Source organism: Marinobacter bryozoorum (genome assembly GCF_023156245.1).
Lineage (GTDB): Bacteria > Pseudomonadota > Gammaproteobacteria > Pseudomonadales > Oleiphilaceae > Marinobacter > Marinobacter bryozoorum.
The window spans coordinates 1-24,672 of sequence record NZ_JAKZAH010000003.1; the positions used below are offsets into that span (position 1 = coordinate 1).

Consider the following 24,672-nt stretch of genomic DNA (forward strand, 5'->3'; position numbering starts at 1 on the left):
AGGTCAGAAGATATCAGGGAGTATGGCTCAAAAAGGCGTTAGCTGGCGACCGATTCCACACGAAATGGAAGAGAGCCATTTATTGTGGCATCCTCCAGCTACAGCATGAGTATGGTGGTACGACCATTGCTCGCTTTTAAGCATCCCCGAGGAAGTTATCTGTATCTGTGCTCTCACTGGATTACATCGCTGGTCGTGAAATACCTCGGGTGAATCGCCGCTTGCGGCGAGAGGGCAGAGCCCTTGGAGCAAGTGCTCCTGTTTTTACACACCAAATTACACACCGTGTAAAAACGAAAAATGCCCCAAAAGCCTTTGCTCATGGGGCATTCACTCACTCACCAACAGAAGTACACAAAATGTACTATATACTCCCCTGCGGGGCTTTTCATCTGTGCGTCAGATCAACGCCGGAGTTACTCGTTAAATGCTCCGATAATATGCAGCAGCGAAACGAACAGGTTGTAGATGCTGAGGTACAAACCCACAGTGGCCATCACGTAATTGGTTTCGCCACCATTTACGATGCGGCTGGTGTCGAACAGGATGAAACCGGACATCAGCAGCACAATGGCGCCGCTCAGGGCCAGGCTCAGCATGCTGACATCGACGCCGAACATGGAAGCAACCATGGCGCCCAGCATGGTCACCAGCACTACCACCAGGCCGGCAACCAGGAAGCTGCGCATGAAGGAGAAGTCCTTCTTGGTGGTCAGCACGTAGCCGGACAAGGCGAAGAAAACGATCGCCGTGCCACCAAGCGCCTGCATGACAACCGCGCCACCATTGGAAAGCGCCAGGTAATGGGACAGCAGCGGCCCCAACGACAGACCAAGCAGGCCGGTAAAGGCAAATACCACGCCGATACCTGCCGGGCTGTTAGCGGTACGGGGCAGCACAAACCAGATCAGTCCCAGTGCTACCAGTGAGCAGATCATGCCGAGTCCGTGACCCAGACCCATGGCCATGGAGATGCCGGCCATAACGGCGCTGAAGACGAGCGTCATGGCTAGCAGCATGTAGGTATTTTTCAGTACCTTGGTGGCATCGGCGCTGATGCCGGTGCCTGCCCCAGCTCGTGGAGCCGTGTAGGTACCCTGGTTCTGGTTGACGTTGAAACGCCTGTTATCCATGTGTGTCTCCGTAGAATGATTGCACTTTGGTTAGAGGTTCCTGCTTCGGAACCCTTGCGCCATGCCACCCATCATAATGGACGGCCATCAAGATTCAATCGTTAACATTCAGGAATTCAGACAATTTTCTGTTGTCAGGGTTCCTGGTTACTTCGATTTAATATTTTCGGTAGAGGGCCCGGTTGGCTGAGCTTCCGGCGTGCCCTTGCGGCCGGAAGTGGTACTGGCTTCCCAGTCGAGCTCGGGATTGGCCTGGCAGAAGGTGCACTCCTCGATATCCACCGATGCACCTCCAGCCTCCACATACCTTATACGGTGGCGGGCTGAGCCCCGATTTGCCGAAACCGAGAAGCGGCGATCCCGGTTCCGTTCCGGCTGATCAGACTGAGGGGTTTCGTTTGCGCTCATGCGGTCTCCCCGTGGGCGTTAAAGCCGGAGCAACAGCATCCGGCATCTCTGTCCCTGAAAATGGGGGCGTCCAGGCAGGATTCAATGGCTACACGACCAGCGTAGGGCACTTGGCCATGCTGGCGACACGCTGGGAGACACTGCCCAGGATCATGCCGTCCTTGTCGCTGTGCGTGCCCCGGGAGCCCACCACGATCAGATCCACCTCATGCTGTTTCGCAAACTTGACGATGGCCTTTGACGGACGACCGCCCTTCACAAAGCCCCGCACACTGGGAGCCCCCAGTTGCAGGGCATATTGCTTGGCGTACTCCACCACGTCACGGGCATATTCTGAGAGGGCCTGGTCGGGAATCTGGAGCTCCTGCGGACGCACCATGGACAGGGACGCCTCGAACAGGCTGTGGTGCTTGAATACGCAGATCAGGTAAAGCTCAGCCCCGGTCAGTTTCTGGAACTCCACCGCTTTTTCCAGCGCATCCAGTGCTGGCTTGGAGCCATCAACGGCTGCAAGGATTCTTCGGAACATGATGATCACCTCCTCAACGCGCCTTGGCGCTTTTTGATCAACGGAATGCCAGGTCTCTCAGGAACAGGGCGATTTGCGGGAAGGCGATCAGCAACGCCGCTGCCAGGACCAGGATAAAGATAAACGGCGGTGTACCCCGGATAACCTCCCAGTAGGGTCGCTTGAAAATAGCGATGGCTGTGAAAATATCGCAGCCAAACGGCGGTGTAGCCGAACCGATGGCCACCTGCAGCGTAATCAGAACACCCACCAGGACAGGGTCAAGGCCAGTCGCCTGGATAGCCGGGGCAAAGATCGGGGTGAGTACCAGGATCACCACAATGGGGTCGACGAACATACAGGCGATAAAGAAAGCCACACAGATGGCAATCAGCACGCCTACCGGACCCGCCTCGTTGACGCCGACGGCCGCCAGGATGGCCTGGGGGATCTGTGCAAACGAGATGATGTAGGAGAAGCCGTTACCCGCCGCAACCAGGATAAAGACCACCGCAGTAATGAGGCCGGTGGACTTGGCAATCCGGTAGATATCAATGGACTTCAGTGAGCGGAAAATCACGAACTCCAGCAATAGTGCATAGAGAACGCAGACCGCTGCTGCTTCGGTCGGGCTGAAAATACCGCCGTAGATACCACCCACGATAATCACCGGGAAGAACAGCGGCCACAGGGCCTGGCGAACAGAACGCACACGCTCTCCCCAGCTGGCCTTGTCCTCGGTAGGCACCTTGTTACGGTAGGCGTAGTAGAGGCAGTAAAGGGAGAACATCAGCAGGATCATGACGCCGGGACCAATGCCGGCAATGAAAAGCTCGGCGATGGAGGTTTCGGAAATAACCCCGTAGATAATCATGCCGATACTGGGCGGAATCAGGAACGCAATATCACTGGCGTTGATGATCAGTGCCAGGGTAAATGAGTCGGAATAGCCAGCCTTGAGCATCTTGGGTCGCAGCGGCGAACCGATGGCAACAACCGTCGCCTGGGTGGAACCGGAAACCGCACCAAACAGGGTGCAGGACGTTGCAGTGCTGATGGCCAGGCCACCCTTGATGTGGCCGATGAACGACATCACCATCGCAATGAGGCGGTCAGCGGACTGGCCCCGGGTCATGATATCGGCGGCAAGGATAAACATGGGTACCGCAATCAACGAGGCAGGGCGGATACCCCCCATCATTTGCTGGACCAGGGTCGTCATCTGGCCGAAGCCATTGAACATCTCGTAGAAGCCGACCAGGGCAGCGGTCAGTAGCGGGATCATCATCGGGAAGCCCAGCAGGAGCAGCACGATCATGATCACCAGAAGTAAAGTCGCCATGAATGTTTCCTTTTTTCTTGCTCTTGCGGGTCGTCAGACTTCGGATTCAGTATCGGCGTAGCCGTCCAGCACGGAAGTCGACAGATACACGTCCCGGGCCAGCAGGTTCTTGATCGCCGTCAGGACGTACTGAACACCCGTGATGGCGAAACCTATGGGAACCCATAGATAGATGATCCAGATTGGCATGCCCAGGGCGGGTAGCACCCGGCCGCGGCTATAAAGGTTCTGGATGTACTCCACCGAGTAATAGCACAGGAAGAACATCACTGCGGCCGTGAACAGGGCAATGATGACCATCAATACCTTGCGGGCTGCGGTGGGCAGGGTGTCGTAGATTGCCGACATGCGGATATGCCGCCCATGGCGTGCGGCGTAACCGAGTCCGGCAAAGGTTATCAGGATAATCAGGATCCGGTTTATCTCGCCCGAGAAGAAAAGCCCTTCACCAAATACGAAACGGGCGATAACGTTGATGCAGGTATTCAGGGCCATCAGCAAGACGCCGACCGCGAGCATCACCGCTTCTATCCTGGCGATGAGCAGGTCGATAAAGCCCAGGGGACCGGGTAACCCCGACTTGTAGCCTTCGGCTTCATCCGGTTCGGTAGCTGAGTTGGTCATGACGGGCGAACTCCGTGTTAGAACAAATCTGAACAGTAGTCAGCCCCGGAAGTATGACGCTCCGGGGCCTTCAGGCTTAGTTGCCCTGTACCGCTTTGAGGTCTTCCTTGAACTGGTTGAGCAGCTCCTCGCCGCGCTCGCCAGTCATCTCGATGAACCGTTCCTCAACTTGCGGAGCGCGATCACGGAATGCCTGAATCTGCTCCTCGTTAAGCTTGGTTACGGTTACCTCGTCAGACGCTTCCGTGATTTTCTCAAGGGACTCGTCCGCAAGGCCATCGATGTGGCCAATGATCTTGTCAAAGGCATAGTCCGCTGCTTCCTGAACCAGCTCCTGGTCTTCTTCGGAGAGGTCATTATAGAAGTCCTGGTTCGCCATGATGGCGGTTGTGAACCAGCCATGACCGGTAAACAGCAGGTTCGGAGAAACCTCGTACAGACCGCCGGATTCGATCCAGAAAATGGGGTTTTCCTGACCATCGATCATATTGGTCTGCAGGGCACCGTAAACCTCGCCCCAGGGCAGGGGTGTTGGCGTGGCACCGAACGCCTCATAGGTGGCGGACAGCAGCGGGTTGGTCATGACCCGGATCTTCTTGTTCTGAAGATCCTCCGGGGTGGACGCCTTTTCGTCCAGGGTGATGACCATTTCGCCTTCCGGATACATCCTGAGCAGCTCAAGGCCTTTCTCAGCGTAGAGTTCCGGGAACATGTCGTTGATCGCATCACTTTCCCGGAAGAACTCAACTACCGTATCCATGTCCGTGGGCATGAGGTAGGGAATAAAAAAGATCTGTGCTTCAGGAATCAGCGAGCCGGTAAAGCCGGGGGACTGGTTCACGAACTGCAGGATACCGTTCTGGGTCTGCTCCATGATGTCGTCGGACTCGCCCAGCTGACCAAATTCGAAGATCTGGATCTGGTGGTCCGAGTTCTCCTCAACGTATTCCTTGAAGAACTCGGCATAGACGTCCTGTACGTCGCCGTCGTACTCCTCATGGGCGTAGCGCCAGGTCGCAGCGTTGGCAACACTGGTTGCAGCAATGGCCGCAGCCAGGGTCAGAGTGGTTGCGCCAGTGATTTTCCGTAACATTGTGCTCTTATTCATGCCTTTCTTCTCCATCGTCCTCAAGAGGCACGGCTGGGGTGTGACCGGCGTTATTATTCTGTAATCAGGCCGAGGGATCGGGCGCGAGTAACCCGAACCCAGCCGTGGCATTTTTGATTAACGCCTATTTAGACTGGCAAAACATTGATAATAAGGCAAGAAAACTGGCGGCAAAGTGCCGTGCGGACGCTCAAATGGCGTATGGAGCAGGTCTGAAGGGAATCTTAAGGGAAAGAGAGAGTAAAATGGCGGTGGGCCAGGGATTCGAACCCCGGGACGGCTATTAACCGTCGGCGGTTTTCAAGACCGCTGCATTCAGCCACTCTGCCAGCCCACCGTTTATCCAGATTGTCGCTGCCATTGCGACAGCGACGTGCATGATACCGGAATGTTCTGGTCTGTCAACGCCTTCCGGGGGAGTAAGTGCGGTGACCGGAGCGAAGAATTATCGGCATGGTGAAGACAACCGCTTTATCCGCTGCGCCTCAGCAGGTGGCCCTCCGGGCTCCAGGTAAAGCTTCGCAACTGCTCCTCGAACACCATGCGCTCAGCCTGGCACTCAGCCACATCGGCCCACCGGAAGCGGACGCTGTCCCCGGGCCGGCACTGGGCGAGGCGGCTGCAATCCAGTCTTGGTACGGTAGCCGGCACCGGATAGCCGCCGATGGTTTGTCGGTCGTTCAGTAGAACCATGGGTTTGCCGTCGCCGGGTACCTGCACCGTGCCACAGGTCACACCCCTGGAGGTAATACCACCGGGGGGCCTGAGTGCCGGGCCATCCAGGCGATAGCCCATTCGGTCGGACTGGCTGGTAACCTGGTATTCCGATTGCACCAGCCGGGCGAGATCCATCGTGTCGAACAGGGCGTGGTCCGGGCCGGGGATGAGTTTCAGGGCGTCAGCAGAATTCGCTAATGGCGCTCTGAAGGATGGCGGTACTTGCCGGAGGAGCAGTTCATCGCAGGCTTCTTGATCGGGGCCAGGTGGCGAGGGAAGCAGGTCCCCCTGGCGCAACACCCCCAGGTTGTCCAGGCCTTCGCGGGCAACGGCGGACCGGCTTCCCAGGAATTTCCGGGTTTGCCAGCCGCCGACGACTGCGAGATAGGTCAAAAGCTCGCTGGTTGGCGTTTTCAGTTGCAGGCGATCGCCCGGCTCCATGAAGAGCGTGCCCCAATCCGGTACCGGGGTGCCGTTGACGCTGGGGCTGCAGGGAGCGCCGGATATGGCAAGCAGGAGCCTGGTTTCAGCCACTGCAGACAGGCCGCCCAGTGTGATCTCCAGGCAGGCCGCATCCGAGGGGTTGTCGAGCAGGTGGTTGGCCCAGCGCCAGGCGCGAAGATCTGCCGCTCCTCCGGGGGACAGGCCCTGATGCTGGAATCCGGTGCGACCGCCATCCTGCACTGTGGCGCGCGGCCCCGGGTGCTCTATATGCAGCCCCCTCACGGCTGCTCTCCAGCGCCCTCGAAGGGCGTATCGTCGCCACCAAGCTCGAGGAATTCATCATGGCCAACGGCCCGGAAGCGTACCCGGTCACCCACGGAAAGCAGGGCCAGGCTTTGTTCATCGAAAAGCCGTACAGGGCAGCGGCCGATCAGCTGCCAGCCGCCGGGGCTGACCGCTGGATAGACCGCTGTTTGCCGGTTGGCAATGCCAACGCTGCCGGCAGGTATGCGGACGCGGGGGCGTTCGAGCCGCGGTGTGGCGATCGCGGGGTCGACTTGCCCCATAAAGCCGAAACCGGGGCTGAAGCCCAGGGCATAGACCTGGTAACAGGTGTCGCTGTGAATTTTGGCCACCTGTTGGGTGCTGAGTTGGCGGGCCTCAGCCAGGGCGGCCAGGTCCGGGCCCACGGCAGGGTGGTACCAGACCGGCAATTCGATGATTCGGCCAGTCGGCTGGTCAGAAAGTTCAGGTAGAATATTAGAAATAGATTTTAATGATCTGATAATATTGAGGAAATCAGATCGATCAGGGTCGTAGTAAACGGTTATGGAGCCATAGGAGGGCACCAGGTCTGTCACCAGGTGCCCAAGTGCTTCACGGAGGCTGTCCGACCAGGCTGCGATTAACGGTGTCAGCGCCGGGTCAATTTGTTGGCTGAACTCGATCAGTACGGCGTCTTCTGCCGTAGGCACGATCCGGGGCTGGGGCAGCGCTGCCGCCATGGTCAGGGGCTGGCCCGGTAGTTGTGAAGGGCGCGGTGTATTGCCCGGGTCGCTTCAAGGGCGTGGTTATTATCGCCATGGACACAAAGGCTGTCCGCCGTCAGTGGCAGCCACTGGCCAGTGTGACTGTACAGACCAGCCCGGGTGACAAGCGACATGGCCTGCTCAATGATGGTCTCCGGGTCGTCGTGTACCGCTCCGGGCTCCTGCCTGGACATTAGGTGCCCCTGGTCGTCATAGGCGCGGTCTGCAAAGGCTTCGAAGATAAGTGGCAGGCCGATCCGGCTGGCCAGGTCCCTGTGCTGGTCAGCTTGCAGTGTCGCTGGCAGCATCAGCGGCAGGCCCTCACGATAGCTGGCGATGGCCTCCATGACGGCCTGCAGAATGACCGGGTCCTTCATCATGTCATTGTTCAGGGCCCCGTGGGGTTTCACGTAGGATATGGTCGCACTGTAGGCCCTGCAGATACCGTCCAGTGCGCCGGCCTGGTACCAGATCAGCCCCCGGATTTCGTCGGGAGAGTGGGAAATGGAGCGGCGACCGAAACCCACCAGGTCCTGGTAGGAGGGGTGCGCGCCAATCTCGACGTTGTGTTCCAGGGCCATGGCTACTGTCGTGGCCATGATGGAGGGGTCGGAGGCATGGAACCCGCAAGCGATATTGGCCATGTCAATCCAGGGCATGACCGCCTCGTCCTGGCCCATGGTCCAGGCACCGAAACTTTCCCCGAGATCACAGTTGAGTTTCACGGTAATGCCTCCCTGGATCGAACAACGATGGGGTCAGTTTACCATCCCAGCTGTTGTTTCACCGCCCCGGCCCGGGATTCACGGGCCTGGAGCGTTTCCGGATCGTTGGCTGGCGCAGCCCAGCCCTCCAGGTTCTGCTCAATCAGCGCCACCAGCGCTTCTATGTGCTCGTCACTGGCATTGAGCGCCGGAATATAGGCAAAGGACTTGCCGCCCGCTTCCATGAAGTACTCCCGGTTCTCCTCGTCGATTTCCTCGATGGTTTCCAGGCAGTCAGATGAAAATCCGGGGCAGAATACGTCCACGGACTCAACCGACTTGCCCGGCAGCGACTTCATGGTTTCGTCGGTATAGGGTCGTAGCCATTCCTCGCGCCCGAACCGGGACTGGAACGTTGTCATATACTGGTCGTCACTGAGTCCCAGGCGTTCTGCCAACAACCGTGAAGTCTTGTGACACTCACAATGGTACGGGTCACCCCGCAACAGGTACTTCTTTGGCACCCCGTGATAGGACAGCACAAGCTTCTGGTTGCGTCCGTTGGTCGCCCAGTGACGTTCGATCCGGGTGGCCATGGCTTCGATGTAGGGTGGGAAGTCATGGTAATGGCTGATAAACCGGAAATCCGGCAACCAGCGGCGACGGGTAAAGTCGTGGGTGATGGCATCAAAGGTAGATGCCGAAGTGGAGGCGGAGTACTGGGGATACAGGGGCAGCACCAGTAACTGGCGCACGCCCTGTTGTTGCATCTGGTCCAGCACACTGGCGATGGATGGATTGCCATAACGCATGGCAAACCCAACGACCAGGTTATCCCCATATTTTTTCTGCAACGCGGACCGGATGCCCTCGCATTGGTCAGCTGTGTGAATCAGCAGGGGAGAGCCTTCCGGTTGCCAGACTGAGCGGTAGGCCTTGGCAGAGCGGGAAGGGCGAATTCGCAGGATAATGCCGTGGAGGATCAGCCACCAGAGCGGGCGTGGAGCTTCTACCACCCGTGGGTCCCAGAGAAATTCGGCGAGGTACCGGCGCAGGGCGCTGGTGGTGGGGGCGTCAGGCGTGCCCAGGTTGGTGATCAGAATACCCAGACGCGATGGCTGGTCGTGGCGAAAAGATTCCTCACCCTTGTAGGTCATTGGGGCGGCTGTCCTCACAGTTATAGATTCGGGGCAATGGTGCAACGTCGAACATACGAGTCCGGCGTATTCAGGGATCAGTCCTGGTGAGTGGATGCCTGCTGCTGAAGACGAGGCACCAGGCCGCGGAGGTCATATCCGGCCTGTCCTGCGCGCTGGATGATCGGCTCCAGTGGCATGTGACGGGCAGAGCTCAGGGCCCAGAGCACAGTGCACCGGGTGCCAGAGCGGCAAAAGGCAAGCATTGGCTTTTCGGCTTCGTCGAACATGGGGGCGAACGCATCCACATCGGAATCCTGGATGCTGCCTGATTCCACGGGCAGGAAAACCCACTTTACCCCATGTTCCTCGGCGGCGCGCTGAATATCAGCCATGGCAGGCTGGCCGGGCTCTTCCTGGTCCGGGCGATTGGCGACCAGGGTACGGAATCCCAGCCGGGCAACCTCGGCGACATCTTCGGGGTTGATTTGAGGGGCAACAGAGATGTTGTCGTCAATCTTGCGAATATCCATGTCAGGGTCTCTTTATGGCGGGGTCACCGGCGCCTGGCGTGGCCGGCGACGCGTCAGTAACGATCGTCCCCGGATTCTACAGAAAAGCGCACGCCAGGACAGCCGGTTGTAGGGTGGGAAAAGTCTATCAGGCTGATTGGCGACGCTGCTCGATCACCTGGAACAGCGCCATGCCTGCGATCATCGAGGCGACGAATACCACCGCCTTCGGCTCGCCGGCACCCAGGGCAACCACGCCCGGACCAGGGCAGAAGCCAGCCAGGCCCCAGCCGATCCCGAACATCACGCTGCCAATGATCAAGCGGGTAGAAATATCGTCACCGGACGGCAGGCGCATATCGAAACCCAGGAAAGAGACGTGCCGCTGCCGCGCAATGGCAAAGGCAATGACACCGACAATGATGGCTCCGGCCATGACCAGCGCGAGGGATGGGTCCCAGGCACCAGTCAGGTCAAGGAAGCCAAGAACCTTCTCCGGGTTGGCCATGCCCGAGAGCAGCAGGCCGAGGCCGAACACCAGCCCGGCCACAAAAGATGAAAGTGTGTACTTCATAGGGAAATCTCCTGTGGCAAGTTCAAGCGCCGAAGGCGTGGCGAACCAGGTAAACGGTGACGAAACCGGCCGCCATGAAGCTGAGGGTGGCAACCAGTGAGCGCAGGGAGAACCGGGACAGCCCGCATACGCCATGACCGCTGGTGCAGCCTGAGCCATAACGGGTGCCGATGCCCACGAGCAGACCGGCCAGGATCACTACCGGGTAGCTGGCTTCCACGTTAATGTCGGGCAAACCGGCCATGGCCATCCATCCCACAGGTGCTAGGATCATTCCGGCGAGGAAGGCCACTCGCCAGGCGACCTGGCCTTTTTCGGGGGCGAGCAGGCCACCGAGGATACCGCTGATACCGGCGATACGACCGTTAAGCAGAATAAACAGGGCGGCCGCAAGGCCGATAACCAGTCCCCCGGTCAGGGCAGACCAGGGAGTAAAGCTTTCCCAGGCGATGGTGGGCATGAATACCTCCGGTTGAACTCTGGAGCTCCGCCGTCTGGCGAAGCGCTGGATGCGCCATATAATAAATCAAACTAAGCTTATATCCAATCGAAGTACTGCTCAGGGGATGTACGGACCAGGCAAAAAAAGGCCCGGCACTGATGGCCGGGCAGAGGCGTGCGAGTAGTATCCATGAAAGACTTCCAGACAAACCGGCATCAGCAGGGACGCCGGTCAGTTTCAGTATTGACCATATTTTAAACACTTCAAGTAAACAATGGATGATCCCTCAAACTGTTTTTGAATATAAATGGCACTCTTATAGTTAAATTGCATGGCCGAGATACCCGGTGAGTCACCATGAATTGTCCCGGTTGATGTAATAGACTAGGGCCATAATCCAAGACTTCGAAGAACCTTCTCTATGGCCAACAAGAAATCAGACCGCAACGTCGACCCGCAAATCCCCGGGGAAGATGAGGACAGCCTGCTGGCCGGTCGGATCAGGGATTCAGCCAGGCAAATCTGGCTGGCGGGTCTGGGCGCCTACACCAAGGCGGAGGAAGATGCCGGCCGTTTCTTTGATCGCCTGGTCCACGAAGGCGAAGAGCTGGAAGGCAAGACCCGTGGCCTGGTTGAGCGTAGGGTCAAGGCAGTCGAACATCGGGTAGAAGATGTCAGAGACCGGGCTACCGGCACCTGGGACCGATTGGAAACCCTGTTTGACGAGCGGGTCGCCGGGGCACTTCGCCGCCTGGGGATTCCTCGCCATGAAGACCTTCAGCGCCTGCAAGACCGGGTGGAAGAACTGGAAAAGGAGCTCGACGAGCAGCGTAGCGCCGCCGGTCGGCCTGCTATCGGGACTCAGTCCTTGTCTGCTTCGGACGAAGAAGAATAACCCCTCAGTCGGTTCGGTAGTCCCTCGCCAGGATGGCGAGTTCTTCCCCGGCGGATTCGTGAAGGTGTGGGATCAACAGGTGGAATACCTGGTAGACACCCCGTCGTGGATCCATTCCTTTGCGAGTGCCTGAATCTCTCAGAGAGTCAAAGCTTTCCCAATAACAGACGGTTAGGGTTAGTTGTTCGCATAATGCATTAACTGTTTCTGCGGACGTTTTCATCAGGTCCTGCTTCTGCAGGCTGCCACAGAGAACATGGAAACCTTTCTGTTTGCGCTCCAGAATCCGGCGAAAGGGGGCTCTTAATTCCGGGTAGCGGGACAGGATGTTGACCAGGTCGTGGTACAGAAAGCGATAGCGCTCGATGGTCTCAAACAGCAGGTGCAGGAAAAAACCGAGCTGGTCGAGGCTGACCTGGACGTCTTTTGGAATGGCCAGCAGGTCGTTGATATCCCCGCTATACCAGTGGAACAGCTCTCCGACGATGTCCGATTTGTTGCGGAAGTGGTAGTAAAGGTTACCCGGGCTGATATCCAGCTCGTCAGAAATGAGCAGGGTGGTGACATTAGGCTCGCCCCGGTCGTTGAACAGGGCAAGGCTGGTGGTCAGTATCCGGTCACGGGTTTTTACCTTCACCGCCACCTCCCTGGCTGATGGTTGGCTGTAACGGCTTCAGAGATCGAACTCTGCCCAGACCGGGCAGTGGTCCGATGGTCGCTCCATGGCGCGAATATCATAACTGACGCCGGCGGCCCTGGCCCTGGGCAAAAGCCCCTGGCTGGCCATGATGAGGTCAATGCGCAGACCGCGTTTCGGCTCGCGCTCGAACCCACGGCTGCGGTAATCAAACCAGCTGAAGGTGTCGGCTTCTTCCGGGTGCAGGTGGCGAAACACATCAGTGAGCCCGCGACTTTCCACCTGGGCTAACCAATCGCGCTCTTCCGGCAGGAAGCTGCATTTTCCGGTTCGCAGCCAGCGCCTGGCGTTATCCGCCCCAATGCCAATATCCAGGTCTGTGGGGGAGATATTCATGTCCCCCATCACCACCAGGTGACCGCCTTCGGACTGTAGCTCGTCGATCAGGCGCATCAGGTCCTGGTAGAACTTTTCCTTGGCGGGGAACTTCACCGGGTGGTCCCGGCTTTCGCCCTGGGGAAAATAGCCGTTGATGACAGTAAGCGGCTCGCCGTTCACGGTGAAGCGACCACGAATCAGTCGACGCTGGGCTTCTTCACCGTCCCAGGGGTAACCCCGGTGGACGTCCTCGGGGGCCTGACGGGACAGAAGGGCTACTCCGTAATGGGTTTTCTGGCCATGGAAGTGGACGTGGTAGCCCATGGCCTCTATCTCATCCACCGGGAACTGGTCGTCGTTAACCTTGGTTTCCTGCAAGCCGATTATGTCAGGGTTCAGCTGATCCACCACCGCCTGTAGCTGGTGAAGCCGGGTTCGTATGCTGTTGACGTTGAAGGAAACGAATTTCATCAGGTCTGGTCCGCCGTATCACTGTGAATGCCAGGGCAAGTCTATCACAGCCCCCGGCAGGACCAAGCTGAAGGCCTGATGATCAGCCTTATTGATCAGCCGGTAGCAGGGAACAATCCGGGGCCTCGATCACCCGGTAGCTGATGGTGACAATATGGTTTTCATCCTTGTTTCGCCGAATGTTGCCCAGTCCCGCATACCGGGTAAGAAATCCGTCCCTGTTATAGCCGAGGCGGATCGGGTCAACCAGCATCCGCAAAACCATGCCCTCCGGGCGAATGCGAAAGCTGTAATCGGCGCCATCCAGTGGCTCTGAGGCCGGCTCGGCGACGAAGTCGTAGCTTTTGCCGCGCGTGGGCGCAACCATGGAAAAGGGAACCGCTTCACCTTTTGTAAGTGCACGCCAGTTGGCCCGTATAAAGTGGTCAAACCCGGTATCAACCACGGTTTTCCTGGTGACGGGAATGCTCGCTCGCTGACCCTCCTCATCCTCCATGGACCAGTCCGTTGTCAGCTTGTCGTCGGCCTGGCTGACCACCAGCCGTTCGTTGAACTCCGGTTGCCGGAAATCCACCTCCGGCCGCAACAGGGACTCGCGATAGGTCAGGGTCTTGCTGGCGAACGGATCTGTATTTTCTGTTCTCACATACTCTACCTGTTGCACCTCTGGCTGCCATTGGTCGCTGATACAACGACCGGTAACCTCGTGGCGCTCCCGGTAAAGCGCGTTGTCGTCCAGACTTGTGGCGGTGCCCTCAAAGGTGAAGGTGCTGGCGCCTGCAGGGATTGAAATGAGCAGGGCACATAACAGTGAGAGGCGGGTTTTCATAACAGGGTCTCCGCGAAATAGCGTTGCTGGATCAACATCAGCGACGGGAACAGCACCAGCCAGCCAAGGCTCAGGGCAGCCAGTGAAATCATTGAATATGGCAAGCTGACTGCACCGAGAGCGGCAGCGGAGAAATAGGCGAAGGGGCCGGCCACTGGCGCAAACACCACCTGGTACCAACGCCGTTTGTGCATCCAGGCCAGGGAATGGGAGAGGGTGGTCAGGAACAGCGCCCAGATCACCACCAGCCAGGGCGGTGTCCAGCCACTGCCTGCGGCATCTTCCAGCACGCCGGTGCGGAACCAGAGCCCGTCCAGCAGGCTGCCGATGACGACACCCACCAGGACAAAGCGGAGCTCTGCTCCGGGTTGTTGACTGAGCAGGAAGAAGTGTATGGCGACGAAGGCCAGGCCTATGGCGACGGCCGTCCAGTCTGCCATCACGACGCAGATCAGCCATCCCGCCTGGAACAGGACGAAATTGGCGAGCTTGCGAATAACATCCGCAGACATGGCGTCAGGCCCCGGCGGAATCTGCGATCAGGTGAGCGCGCTTGTTCTGTGGCTTGGCCATCAGCACCTGGTTTACACCGATGGCCCGTTCACTGAAGCCGGCCTCGCAGTAGGCAAAGTAGAACTGCCAGAGGCGCCGGAACGACTGATCATAGCCCAGAGACTCCAGTTGCGAGGTGCTGGCGTTGAAGCGGTCGTGCCAGTCCCGCAGGGTACGGGCATAGTGGAACCCGTAATCCTCGGCATGGGTCATCACCAGGTCGGTCTTGCGGCCCATGGACTCCAGCATTGCACCGAATGACGGAATGAAGCTGCCGGGAAAGATATAACGCTGGATAAAATCGACGTTCTTCAGGGCCCGCCGGTAACGTTGTTCGGGCATGGTGATGGCCTGTACCAGCGCCAACCCGTCGGGTTTCAGCAAGCAGCTGATCTGACTGAGGTAACTGTCCAGGAACTGAGGGCCGACTGCCTCGATCATCTCGATGGAGACCAGCTTGTCGAACTGGCCTTCGAGGTCCCGGTAATCGTCAAACAGCAAGGTGATACGGTTCTGCAGTCCTTCGGCTTCGACTCGTTCGCGAGCCAGGGCCAGTTGCTCGCTGGAGATGGTCGTGGTGGTGACGTGGCAGCCATAGTGCCTGGCTGCATGGATGGCAAAGCCGCCCCATCCGGTGCCGATCTCCATGACCCGGTCTCCGGGTTTGAGGTCCAGCTTGCGGCAGATCAGGTCCAGTTTATAAATGGCGGCTTCGTCCAGCGTACTGGCGTCAGTGGGATAAACCGCCGATGAGTACATCAGGGTAGGGTCCAGGAAGTGCTCGAACAGGTCGTTGCCGAGGTCATAGTGGGCCGAAATATTCTTCCGGGAGCCTGTCGGGGTGTTGCGATTCAGCCAGTGCAGCCCTTTCAGCGCAGGCTTGGTGACCCAGGCGAAGCGGTCTTCAAATTGATTCATCCGGTCCACGTTGCGGGTGAAGAAACGCAGTAGTGCGGTCAGGTCCGGGGAGCTCCAGTCGCCGGCAACAAAGGCTTCCGCAGCCCCGATACCGCCTCCGGTCAGCAGATCCCGCCAGGCAGAAGCGTCATGGATGTCCAGGTGCGCCACCGGCCAGCGCTGGTCACCATCACCGAAAACCTGCTCCGGATACCCCGGCTCACGAACCACTAATTGACCAGCCCCAAGCTGACCCAATTGGCTGCAAACCAGGCTACGGGCAATCCGGGTCACCAGCGGTAGCGGGCGGCGGGCCGCACTGGTGCGGTTTTCTATGTTCTCCATGAAGTAATCCTCGTAACGGAATCGCTGGTGGAGCCAACCGAACCGGGGCTAGCCTCCGCTTCACTTGCATGCCCGGCTTCCCGGCCCCTGTCTTCCCGACCCAGGCCACGGCCTGGATGATCGTCGGGCAACTTGTCCGGGTGGGTGTGAAACGGAACCCCCTTAAGCTTCAGGCGCAACGCGTGCCAGTAGATGCCGGCAATTACCTTGAACGACTCAACCGGGAAGCGCAGCAGGCTCCTGTTAACCGTTTTACGGTTCAGGGGCACTCGTTGGACCACCAGGGTGGCGTCAAAAACCCGGCTTTTTTTGCCCGGTTGAGGTGCTGCGTTGTTCACGTTCATATGAATCCTGAGTTCCGGTCCCCGGAAACTGAACGTCCACTGGTAACTCTGATCCATGGGGTTGAACGGAGAAACGTGAAACCGCTTGTCGAAGCCAGCCTTTACCGAGCGCCAGCCACCACTGCCAGGTTGTGGGGTCCCCACCTCCAGGCAGTACACATGGCGTTCATGCCAGGGAGTGTTGGTGATCTGGGCAAGAATGACCCGGGGTACTGCGCCGGTCACCGGGTCGTCACCCTGGCGATAGCAAAAATAGAAACTCACCGGGTTGAATACATAGCCGAAGTGGCGGGGGTGGGTAATCAGTTCTACGGGGCCGTCGGGACGCCAGCCGGTAGCAGCCTGCACGCGGTCGCATACGGCCTGCTGCAGGTCTGGTACATGGGGGTCGAGATAGTCCCGCCGGCGCAGCGAAAGCACGTTGGGGCGCTCAACGGATACCAGTGGGCCCAGCCGGTCGAAAACCGACCAGTCGGCAAGGTTCAGGGCGAGCATGCCGGTGCGGTACGCGAACTCATGGCTGGCCGGGGAGTGCCGGCGATGCCTGACCGTGCCCGTCAGCCAGCTGCTTGCCAGTGCCGGTGCCCGATTCGTCACAGGGACACTCCGAAGGCTTCCGTTACCCTCAGCGCGCTGCGTACACCGTCTTCGTGGAAGCCATTGAACCAGTAGGCACCGCAGTAATGGGTGCGGTTGCGGTTACCGATTTCGTCGTACCGCTGCTGGGCTGCTACCGCCTCCAGGGAAAACACCGGGTGGGCGTAGGTATAGCGTTCGATGACCCGGGCAGGGTCGATATCCTGACTTCGGTTCAGGGTGACGCAGAAGGTCTCCGGGGCATCGTCGAAATTCTGCAGGATATTCATGTTATAGCTGACCGAGACCGGCTGGTCCGGTTTCACCGGAATATAGTAGTTCCATGCAGCCCAGGCGCGACGATTCGGCGGTAGCACACCGCTGTCTGTGTGCAGCACCACGTCGTTGTCCTGATAGGGAATGGCTGAAAGAATCGAGAGTTCCTGCTCGGTCGGGTCCTTGAGCATGGCCAGCGCCTGGTCACTGTGGCAACCAAAGATTACCTGGTCAAAGCGGTGTTCCTCGCCCTGCACCCGAATGGTAACGCCGTCGGTGTCACGGGTAACCGATTCCACCGGGCTGTTCAGCCGAGTGCAATCTCCCAGACGGTCCATCATGCGGTTCACGTAGGTTGCGGAACCCCCGGAAATCACTCGCCATTGAGGGCGGTCATCCACTGACAGCATGCCGTGGTTATTGAAGAACTGCAGGAAGAATCGAATCGGAAACTGCTCCAGCACGACCTCCGGGGCGGACCAGATGGCTGATCCCATAGGCACGATATAGTAACTGCGGAAGTATCCGGAGAAACCGTGCCGGTCCAGGTAGGCGCCAAGGGTTTCGTGGTCATCCAGGTGTCCTGCGTCCAGGTCAGCCCGGGTCTGGCGGTTGAACCGGAGAATCTCCCTGACCATCTTCAGGAAGGGCAGGTTGAGCAGGTTGCGCCTCTGGGCGAACAGGGTATTCAGGCTGGTACCGTTGTATTGCAGCCCGTTGATGGGGGAGTCAACACTGAAGCTCATGTCGCTTTCTTCAGAGGCCACACCCAGCCGGTTCATCAGGCGTATAAAGTTCGGGTACGTCCAGTTATTGAACACGATAAAGCCCGTGTTCACCGGCCAGTCGCGTCCTCCGGCATTGACCGTGTGGGTATTGGTATGGCCGCCGGCGTAGTTACCGGCTTCGAACAGTGTCACATCATGCTTGTCAGACAGCAGCCACGCGGCCGTCAGGCCGGATACGCCGGCGCCGATAACCGCAATACGCTGGTGGGTGTTGCTCATGGTGGTCAGTTTTCCTGGGGTGTGTTTCTGGCCATGCGCGCGGCCATTCGGTCAATCAGGCCCTGCGGCAGGTTACCGAGCAAACGGAGCGTCCAGGTAAATCGTCGCGGGAATTCAATGGTGTGGTGTCCTTTTTTCAGTCCCTGGATGATTCGGCTGGCGGCCTCGTCTGCCTCGATCAGAAAGGGCATGGGAAAGTCATTACGATCGGTGAGCGGCGTCTTGACGAAACCGGGTGATACCAGGAAAACCTCAATACCTTCACGTGCCAGGTCTGCACGCAGCGACTGGGCAAAATAGGCCAGGGCCGCCTTGGATGAGCCGTACCCCTCCGCACGACCGAAGGGAAACCACCACGCCGACGAGCCGACGATTACCAGCGCTGCAGGGCGCCCCTGTGCCCGTGTCCGGCGAAGGTGGGGAAGTACCCGCTCCACGGAGCGCACCGTGCCCATAACGTTGGTTTCTATATTGCGCCCGATCAGCTCGCTGTCGAACTGACTCACATCAAGGTACTCACAGGTCCCTGCGTTCAGAATGGCAAGGTCCAGGGGCGCGCCGGCCGTGAGCACGGGGTCGATCTGCCCAAGCTCTGCCGTGCTGGTGGTATCAGCCCGCGCGCCGGATACCCGGTCCGGGGCCAGGCTGGCCAGCTCATCAAGCGCAGACTGGCGACGGCCGGTAACCACCAGTGAATGCCCGTCCTTGATCAGTTGCCTGGCCAGGGCTTCGCCAATGCCAGAGGTCGCGCCGGTCAGCCAGATTCGGGAGGAGGTTTCAAGAAAACCGCTCATGATGCGTAGTTCCTGATCCAGCGAATAGCGCCGCCCAGCATTGGCAGATTGCCGTAAAGCAGTTCGGCACCGTCAAAGTAGTCCCGGTGAAACTGCACGCGACCGTCCCGGACTTTCAGGTGGGTCATGCCGTGCACGGTGATCTCCCGGCCCCGACGAAGCTTGGGATGCTGCAGATGCATTACCCAGCTGAGGCAGGCCTGGTCGCCGTTGACGATAACCTCGGCAAAGTCGAACCGGCAGCTCCGCACGTTGGTGTACACTTTTTCGAAGTAAGCCTGGAGTTCCCGGAGGCCGCTTACTGAGCCAAAGGGGTCGCTGAAGCAAACGTCTTCGCTGTAGACCTCGGCGAGTCCTGACACATTGCCGGCGGAGAGCGTATTGAATAGTCGCTGAAAGCGCTCGACCGTCGCTGACACGGCTTCGTTGCGGTGAATGTCCGTGGTGGTAGTGGCTGAACTGTCACTGATGCCCTGGGTAATCATGAGCGCCTCCGTTGCAGGTCAAGAAGACGGGTTTCTTCCCGGATGGATTCCGGGATGGGTTTCAGGTCGTGAATAATGCCGATCTTCGACAGAACCCAGAGTCCATAGTAGGTCAGATCAATCTCGTACCAGCGGAAACCCTGACGGGCCGACTGGGGCCAGCGATGATGGTTGTTGTGCCAGCCTTCGCCGAAGGTGATCAACGCCAGCCAGAAGTTGTTACGGCTGTCATCAGTTGTTTCGAACCGACGGGAGCCCCAGACATGGGAAAGCGAATTGATGGACACCGTGGCGTGAAACAGGGCCACCGTTGAGATAATAAACCCCCATACCAGCAGTTGTAGTCCGTTGGTGCCAAGCCCTGGGGCCCAGGCAGCCAGGGCTTCGCCAAGGCCGTAGATGGCGAGGGCGAATGCGGCAGGCACCAGTGCATCAAACCGGTTGATAAAACGGAGCTCAGGGAATCGCATCCAGTCCTTTACCCGGCGCTCCTCGGTGCGGAAGGCTGCATCGCAGGTAAACCAGCCGACATGGGACCACCAGAAACCTCCCTGGTGGGGTGAATGCAGGTCTTCTTCGCCGTCAGAGTGCTGGTGATGGTGGCGATGGTGGGCAGCCCACCACAGCGGCCCGCGCTGGGCCGCACTGGCACCAAGAACGGCGAACACCAGTTGCCAGCTGCGGCTCGTCTTGAAAGTCTTGTGAGAGAAATACCGGTGGTAGAAGCCGGTGATGGCAAACATGCGGACGGCAAAGAAGGCTACCGCAAAAACCACGGCGAACGAGCTGGTGCCGGTATAGAACGCCAGCAGGCATGCCAGGTGCAGGGCCACGAAGGGCATCACCCTGAGCGTATTGAAGCGTCGGGAGGTCAGATCAAGTTGATCCGATCCGGCTTCGGAATCGAACCATCTCAGAATGTCCGTGAGCCAGGACTGGACTCTGGTCATACAGCTAGAACCTTTTGAGTGTTAAAGCGGGCATTGTCTGCGGTGACTGCGCTTGTGCATCACCGCTGGCATTCTTACGTAACCGACCCCTATTTCGGATGTTTGGGAAACCATGATTGATACGCAAGATCCACAGGTTGTTATACGAAGGCTGGCCATCGTTGGTTCAGGGCTGGCTGGTCTTACCGCAGCACGGAAACTGGTTGCTGCCGGGGTGGAGGTCACCCTGTTCGAAAAAAGTCGTGGTCCCGGTGGCCGCATGGCCTCGAAGCGACTGAGCGAACCTGCCGACGGCTCGGCAGATATCGGTGCCCAGTATTTCACAGTTCGCAACCCGGCGTTCCGGGAATTCCTCACGGAACATGCAAGCACCGAATGCTGGGGGCTGTGGGATGGTCGGTTCCGTTATCAGGGGGCCGACAATGGGTGGCAGAAAATGCGTCCGGCAGAGCGCTATGTAGGCATTCCGCGCATGTCGGCTATTACACGCTCGCTGTCCGAGGGACTGGACGTCAGGGCCGGGGTCCGCATCGCCAGCCTTGGGCGTCGTGATGATAAAACCTGGTGCCTTACCGATACCGACGGCCAGGTCCATGAAAGCTTTGACGCCGTGTTGCTGACGCCACCGCCAGCCCAGACCGTCGACCTGCTCAAGGACAGTGGGCTGGCGGTGTTGGCGGATGACTTTAATATCGAGATCAGTCGCATGCAGGCCTGCTGGACAGTGATGGTCCATTTCCCCGAGGGTGCGGGCGTCGACTTCGAGGCTTTGATGCCCAATAGCCGTCTGCTGAACTGGGCTGCTAACAATTCCAGTAAGCCGGGGCGCGAAGACCAGGGCGAGTGGTGGGTCCTGCACGGGGACCCTGACTGGTCTGACGCCAATACGGAGGAAGACCCGGACCAGGTCGCTGAGCAACTGCTGAACGAGTTCCTCCAGTACGGAGAGGTCAGGGCCAACCCCGGGACCGTGAAGGTTCACCGCTGGCTGTACGCCCGTCCCAAGGCCCGGACCGGCCCGGGGCACCTCTGGTTCCCCGAGGAGCGCATTGCCATTGCCGGGGACTGGCTGGACGGCGGACGTGTTGAGGGTGCTTTCAATAGTGCCGATGGCCTGGTCAGCCGGCTGGCTTGCCTGGGCGTGCTGCCGGGCTGATGCTGATCATTCACCTTCCGGCCCGGTTACACCCTCTGGCCGCTGGTAGAAGTGTGTAATGGTGCCGTCGCCAAACTTGCTGAAAAACGCACTGACTTCGCTGATGCGTTTCAGGCTGCGGCGCCGGCTCACCGGGTCCCGTACCAGCACCTGAATGCCATCAAAGTTCTCACCGATGCGGGAGAACTTCGCTCGCATGGTGCAGGTAACCACATCGGTCGGCAGCAGCTGTAATTCGCGGGCAAGCCAGTGGCGGTGGGCGCCCATTTCGTCTGGCTCAAGGTTTTCCCTTGTATCCAGGTGCCGCAGCCTGACCCGATCCACAATGCAGCGGGAGTAGCTATGCGGGCGTTGACGGGCAATGCGCCGGAAGGCCTCCCAGAAGAAGCTGTCCGTCAGGTCAGCAAAATACTTCATATCGCTGAGGCAGGTGTTCACCCACTCGAAGATGTCGGGGTCTTCCAGCGCTTCGTTGATGGCTTCGCGCAACAGCCAGTCGAATCCCAGCGCGGTCTTGTGGGCATAGACCTTGCGATACATCTGATGACGGCTGTAGACAAAGTCTTCCAGCGCACCGAGTCCCTTATGGGTGATCGCAAGGCCCAGCCAGGGGCTGCGGGTGTCCCAGCCGAATCGCAGGTTGCTGAGCAGGTGGTCCAGGTTGAAGCCGCCAATGGTCACGGATGAATGGAAACCGTCCCGAAGCATGTAATCGGCCCGGTCGGCATCTATCTCACCAGACACGATGGATGACAGCATATTCATGACCAGGGCCGGGATGTCGGCGGTTCTCAGTCGTCCTGCTTCTGAATCCTCACCGGAAATAAACGCCCAGAAGGTATGGGCATGGCGGGAGAAGGCCTCGCTGGGGGTGACTTCCGTGGTTTCCATGATGCCCATAACGTCCTGTGCATAGAGGCCGGCGGCCTCCAGGTCGATACTGGCCAGGATGTCGTGGGCGACCCGCACGGAATAGTGCTCATGCTCCAGCTCGACCGGAGGTGCACGGAAATAATCCCGGTAATCGGCACCTTCCCAAAGCTGCTCGAACCGCCCCGGCTGTGCCATCAGGTCGTGGATGCGACGGGCCTGGGTGAACTGGTGGGAGAAACTGGAGTGACCGCTGTCGTGGAGCAGACAGCCCAGGCGGATGGTCTTGGCGAGGTAATCAATCGCATCCAGCTGGCTCAGGGTCAGGTCTACCTGTTCGCTGAGCTGCCGTTCGCGCAGGTAGGCGTCGATCATGGCCCGGAACATGCGCCCGCCCACATGCATGACCCCGACACTGTGCAGGAAGCGGGAGTGCGTCGCCCCCGGAAACACCAGGCTAAGGATGTCGTTCTGGCATATATTGCGTAGCCGCTGGAACAACGGGTGGTCGATAACCTGTATCTCGTGGCGATACAGGGGTATACCCCCGTGAACCGGATCCATAATGATCTTGTCATAGGCTCCGAGAAGATCATTCACCGCCTTGCGCATGGTTAAACCTCGCAGGAAAACACTGTGGCACTTGTTATATCACACCACCGTGCCAGAATACCCGGTATAAGCAGTGGCTTATCCAGAACAAGACCGCGAACACGTTGAAGGCCAGAGCATGACAGCGCGCACCGAGCGCATTCTGATAATTGATCCCGACGAGGCTGCCAGGGCAGATCTCGACCGCTACCTGGTTTCGCGGGGCTTCTATGTGCACGGTTATCCCAGCGTGGCGGAGGCCCGGCGGCTGTTTGAGGATCGCCCACCTGACGTCATCTTTGCAGACCTGCCGCCGGCGACTATCTCTGAGCTGACCACTTGCCTGAAAGGAGAGGGCAGCTTCCTTCCCCTGATTGCCTATTCCCAGGCGACACAAGCCAACCAGGTGATTGAGGCCTTGAGGGCTGGTGCTGTGGACTTCATTCTCAAGCCGCTGTCGGAAAAGTCGGTGGTTGAAGACGTGCTGGGGCGCCTGTTTGACCGGCTCAGGGTCCATCGCCTTAATCAGCTGTACCGGCAGGAACTCGAAGAGACCAACACCAACCTTCGTGAAGGCATCTCGGAACTAAGGGCCGACCAGCGGGCAGGGCGCAAGGTTCAGATGAAGATGCTGCCGGATCACCAGGTCATCCTGAACGGCCTGGCCATTGACCATCTGATCAAGCCTTCGCTTTTCCTGAGTGGCGATTTCCTCGACTATTTTCGCATTTCCGATGATGAAACCCTGGTCTACATCGCGGATGTGTCTGGCCACGGTGCCAGTTCCGCCTTCGTCACCGTGCTGCTCAAGAACCTGACCAACCGGCTGCAACGCAATCTGCGTCGGGGTTCCTCCGATGATCTTCTCTACCCGGAACGGATCCTCCAGCGCATCAATTCGGAATTACTGGATACCGGGCTGGGAAAGCATGTCACCGTATTTGTAGGCATTATCTCAGCCGCCAGGCGCACCCTGCGTTACGCTGTGGGAGCACATTTCCCGATGCCGGTGATAGCCTTTGAGGATGGGGAGACCCGCTTCCTGGAAGGCTCCGGGCTCCCGGTAGGGCTGTTCGAGGAGCCGGAGTGGGATGAGTACGAGATGACCCTGCCCGGGCCGTTTCATCTGTTCCTGTTCTCGGACGGTATACTGGAAGTGCTGGACGCGGAAAATCTGGATAAAAAGGAACAGCAACTACTTGAACTCGTATCGGGAGGCCGTCACACTATCGCATCGTTGAACGAGGCTCTGCAGCTTGAGAGTACATCAGAGCTTCCGGACGATATTGCGATCGTGTCGGTTACCGATATCAGACTGACCGATCCGGATCTGCAAGGTGTATCGGTCACTGATGCCGGGAAGCCGGCGGGTGCCAGGTGAGGCAAGCTCACCGGGCGTTTCCGTTTTGTCGAACGACTGGCAGTAAATGACATGGCTGGCTACAAGATTCTGCAGGCTGAGAAGCAGGGGATCTACGTCCTCAAGTTTATTGGAGAAATCCGTCTCAACCTGTGCTCAACGCTGGACAACCTGGTGGAATCCATCACGTCCGACCCGGCGTTCAAGACCGTGGTTATCGATCTGACCGAAACCGATGTGATCGACAGCACCACCCTCGGCCTGCTGGCCAAGATCGCCATGGCCGCCAAGAGGCAGAGCCATTTTCTGCCGACCCTGATTTCTACGAATCCGGACATCACCCGAATCATCACATCAATGGGGTTTGACCGGATTTTTATTATCGTGCGCGAGCCCGCATCGCGTATCGAGGAACTGGAAGAAATCCCCGTGCTCCGCGCCAGTGAGCAGGAAGTGCGGGACAAGGTACTGGATGCCCACCGTGTACTGATGGGTCTGAACAGCCGTAACCGGGAAGAATTCCATAACCTGGTGCGTGCCCTGGAGTGCGAGGACACAGGCTGACTTCAGCAGAAACAC

Annotated in this window: 28 protein-coding genes and 1 tRNA gene; 4 read left to right on the forward strand and 25 right to left on the reverse strand. The window is 58.7% G+C overall.

Translation table 11 applies throughout. From position 1 onward, the window contains the following. Positions 1–416 precede the first annotated feature (416 nt). The 14 genes from MLC59_RS02340 to MLC59_RS02405 all read right to left on the reverse strand — a co-directional run bounded on the left by MLC59_RS02340 (position 417) and on the right by MLC59_RS02405 (position 10,749). A complete protein-coding gene (locus tag MLC59_RS02340) occupies positions 417–1,133 on the reverse strand; it encodes a Bax inhibitor-1/YccA family membrane protein (RefSeq protein WP_248230567.1) in 717 nt (238 codons plus the stop codon). A gap of 147 nt (positions 1,134–1,280) precedes the next feature. Then, entirely contained in the window at positions 1,281–1,541 is a 261-nt protein-coding gene (locus MLC59_RS02345) for a hypothetical protein (protein ID WP_248230569.1), read from the reverse strand. Positions 1,542–1,629: 88 nt separating this feature from the next. Beyond that, positions 1,630–2,070: a universal stress protein gene (locus tag MLC59_RS02350; RefSeq protein WP_248230571.1), complete on the reverse strand. Its 441-nt coding sequence runs from the start codon at positions 2,068–2,070 to the stop codon at positions 1,630–1,632. 37 nt (positions 2,071–2,107) lie between these two features. Further along, positions 2,108–3,391, reverse strand: a complete 1,284-nt coding sequence (locus MLC59_RS02355; RefSeq protein ID WP_248230573.1) for a TRAP transporter large permease — start codon at positions 3,389–3,391, stop codon at positions 2,108–2,110. Positions 3,392–3,424: 33 nt separating this feature from the next. Next, complete coding sequence (locus MLC59_RS02360; protein WP_248230574.1) at positions 3,425–4,015, reverse strand: TRAP transporter small permease; 591 nt, start codon at positions 4,013–4,015, stop codon at positions 3,425–3,427. Positions 4,016–4,091: 76 nt separating this feature from the next. After that, a complete protein-coding gene (locus tag MLC59_RS02365; protein WP_248230577.1) occupies positions 4,092–5,123 on the reverse strand; it encodes a TRAP transporter substrate-binding protein in 1,032 nt (343 codons plus the stop codon). 246 nt (positions 5,124–5,369) lie between these two features. Next, positions 5,370–5,460 (reverse strand) — tRNA-Ser (locus MLC59_RS02370). Positions 5,461–5,594: 134 nt separating this feature from the next. Then, positions 5,595–6,566: a 5-oxoprolinase subunit C family protein gene (locus MLC59_RS02375; protein WP_248230580.1), complete on the reverse strand. Its 972-nt coding sequence runs from the start codon at positions 6,564–6,566 to the stop codon at positions 5,595–5,597. Beyond that, entirely contained in the window at positions 6,563–7,288 is a 726-nt protein-coding gene (pxpB, locus tag MLC59_RS02380; protein ID WP_248230582.1) for a 5-oxoprolinase subunit PxpB, read from the reverse strand. Before pxpB ends, MLC59_RS02375 begins: the two co-directional genes overlap by 4 nt. A 2-nt stretch (positions 7,289–7,290) precedes the next feature. Continuing rightward, on the reverse strand, positions 7,291–8,037 hold the full coding sequence (locus MLC59_RS02385) for a 5-oxoprolinase subunit PxpA (RefSeq protein ID WP_345799741.1): 747 nt from the start codon (positions 8,035–8,037) through the stop codon (positions 7,291–7,293). A 38-nt stretch (positions 8,038–8,075) separates the two neighbouring features. Further along, positions 8,076–9,173, reverse strand: a complete 1,098-nt coding sequence (hemH, locus tag MLC59_RS02390; protein WP_248230583.1) for a ferrochelatase — start codon at positions 9,171–9,173, stop codon at positions 8,076–8,078. Between the two features lie 77 nt (positions 9,174–9,250). Continuing rightward, a complete protein-coding gene (locus tag MLC59_RS02395) occupies positions 9,251–9,685 on the reverse strand; it encodes a protein tyrosine phosphatase family protein (protein ID WP_248230585.1) in 435 nt (144 codons plus the stop codon). Between the two features lie 127 nt (positions 9,686–9,812). Continuing rightward, positions 9,813–10,238: a YeeE/YedE family protein gene (locus tag MLC59_RS02400; RefSeq protein WP_248230586.1), complete on the reverse strand. Its 426-nt coding sequence runs from the start codon at positions 10,236–10,238 to the stop codon at positions 9,813–9,815. Positions 10,239–10,260: 22 nt separating this feature from the next. Then, positions 10,261–10,749, reverse strand: a complete 489-nt coding sequence (locus MLC59_RS02405; protein WP_345799744.1) for a YeeE/YedE family protein — start codon at positions 10,747–10,749, stop codon at positions 10,261–10,263. Positions 10,750–11,101: 352 nt separating this feature from the next. On the opposite strand from MLC59_RS02405, the gene MLC59_RS02410 reads away from it, so the two are divergent. Beyond that, the gene (locus tag MLC59_RS02410; protein ID WP_248230588.1) at positions 11,102–11,575 is read left to right on the forward strand and encodes a phasin family protein; all 474 of its coding nucleotides are present in this window, start codon (positions 11,102–11,104) and stop codon (positions 11,573–11,575) included. A 4-nt stretch (positions 11,576–11,579) separates the two neighbouring features. Here MLC59_RS02410 and MLC59_RS02415 read toward each other — a convergent pair whose 3' ends face one another. The 10 genes from MLC59_RS02415 to MLC59_RS02460 form a co-directional block, all read right to left on the reverse strand. Further along, positions 11,580–12,212, reverse strand: coding sequence for a TetR/AcrR family transcriptional regulator (locus MLC59_RS02415; protein WP_248230589.1), 633 nt, complete (start codon positions 12,210–12,212; stop codon positions 11,580–11,582). Positions 12,213–12,248: 36 nt separating this feature from the next. Continuing rightward, the gene (xthA, locus tag MLC59_RS02420; protein ID WP_248230591.1) at positions 12,249–13,061 is read right to left on the reverse strand and encodes an exodeoxyribonuclease III; all 813 of its coding nucleotides are present in this window, start codon (positions 13,059–13,061) and stop codon (positions 12,249–12,251) included. 88 nt (positions 13,062–13,149) lie between these two features. Next, entirely contained in the window at positions 13,150–13,890 is a 741-nt protein-coding gene (locus tag MLC59_RS02425; protein ID WP_248230592.1) for a hypothetical protein, read from the reverse strand. Continuing rightward, entirely contained in the window at positions 13,887–14,402 is a 516-nt protein-coding gene (locus tag MLC59_RS02430) for a DUF2878 domain-containing protein (protein ID WP_248230593.1), read from the reverse strand. Before MLC59_RS02430 ends, MLC59_RS02425 begins: the two co-directional genes overlap by 4 nt. A 4-nt stretch (positions 14,403–14,406) precedes the next feature. Beyond that, a complete protein-coding gene (locus MLC59_RS02435) occupies positions 14,407–15,684 on the reverse strand; it encodes an SAM-dependent methyltransferase (RefSeq protein WP_248230596.1) in 1,278 nt (425 codons plus the stop codon). Next, a complete protein-coding gene (locus MLC59_RS02440) occupies positions 15,672–16,625 on the reverse strand; it encodes a DUF1365 domain-containing protein (protein ID WP_427901689.1) in 954 nt (317 codons plus the stop codon). The genes MLC59_RS02435 and MLC59_RS02440 overlap by 13 nt, the downstream gene beginning before the upstream one ends. Beyond that, positions 16,622–17,887: an NAD(P)/FAD-dependent oxidoreductase gene (locus tag MLC59_RS02445; RefSeq protein WP_248230598.1), complete on the reverse strand. Its 1,266-nt coding sequence runs from the start codon at positions 17,885–17,887 to the stop codon at positions 16,622–16,624. Before MLC59_RS02445 ends, MLC59_RS02440 begins: the two co-directional genes overlap by 4 nt. Before the next feature lie 5 nt (positions 17,888–17,892). Beyond that, positions 17,893–18,681, reverse strand: coding sequence for an SDR family NAD(P)-dependent oxidoreductase (locus MLC59_RS02450; RefSeq protein ID WP_248230600.1), 789 nt, complete (start codon positions 18,679–18,681; stop codon positions 17,893–17,895). Then, complete coding sequence (locus MLC59_RS02455) at positions 18,678–19,166, reverse strand: nuclear transport factor 2 family protein (protein WP_248230602.1); 489 nt, start codon at positions 19,164–19,166, stop codon at positions 18,678–18,680. The genes MLC59_RS02450 and MLC59_RS02455 overlap by 4 nt, the downstream gene beginning before the upstream one ends. Next, positions 19,163–20,116, reverse strand: a complete 954-nt coding sequence (locus MLC59_RS02460) for an acyl-CoA desaturase (RefSeq protein ID WP_248230603.1) — start codon at positions 20,114–20,116, stop codon at positions 19,163–19,165. Before MLC59_RS02460 ends, MLC59_RS02455 begins: the two co-directional genes overlap by 4 nt. Positions 20,117–20,228: 112 nt before the next feature. Between MLC59_RS02460 and MLC59_RS02465 the strand changes: the two genes are divergently transcribed. Then, positions 20,229–21,272, forward strand: a complete 1,044-nt coding sequence (locus MLC59_RS02465; RefSeq protein WP_248230607.1) for an NAD(P)/FAD-dependent oxidoreductase — start codon at positions 20,229–20,231, stop codon at positions 21,270–21,272. 6 nt (positions 21,273–21,278) lie between these two features. Here the strand turns inward: MLC59_RS02465 and MLC59_RS02470 are convergent, their stop codons facing one another. Then, positions 21,279–22,754, reverse strand: a complete 1,476-nt coding sequence (locus MLC59_RS02470; RefSeq protein ID WP_248230608.1) for an HD domain-containing protein — start codon at positions 22,752–22,754, stop codon at positions 21,279–21,281. A 118-nt stretch (positions 22,755–22,872) separates the two neighbouring features. On the opposite strand from MLC59_RS02470, the gene MLC59_RS02475 reads away from it, so the two are divergent. Next, positions 22,873–24,114 carry a PP2C family protein-serine/threonine phosphatase gene (locus MLC59_RS02475; RefSeq protein ID WP_248230610.1) on the forward strand — a complete coding sequence of 414 codons (1,242 nt, stop codon included), beginning with the start codon at positions 22,873–22,875 and terminating at the stop codon, positions 24,112–24,114. 51 nt (positions 24,115–24,165) lie between these two features. Continuing rightward, complete coding sequence (locus tag MLC59_RS02480) at positions 24,166–24,657, forward strand: STAS domain-containing protein (protein ID WP_248230613.1); 492 nt, start codon at positions 24,166–24,168, stop codon at positions 24,655–24,657. Positions 24,658–24,672: the final 15 nt, after the last annotated feature.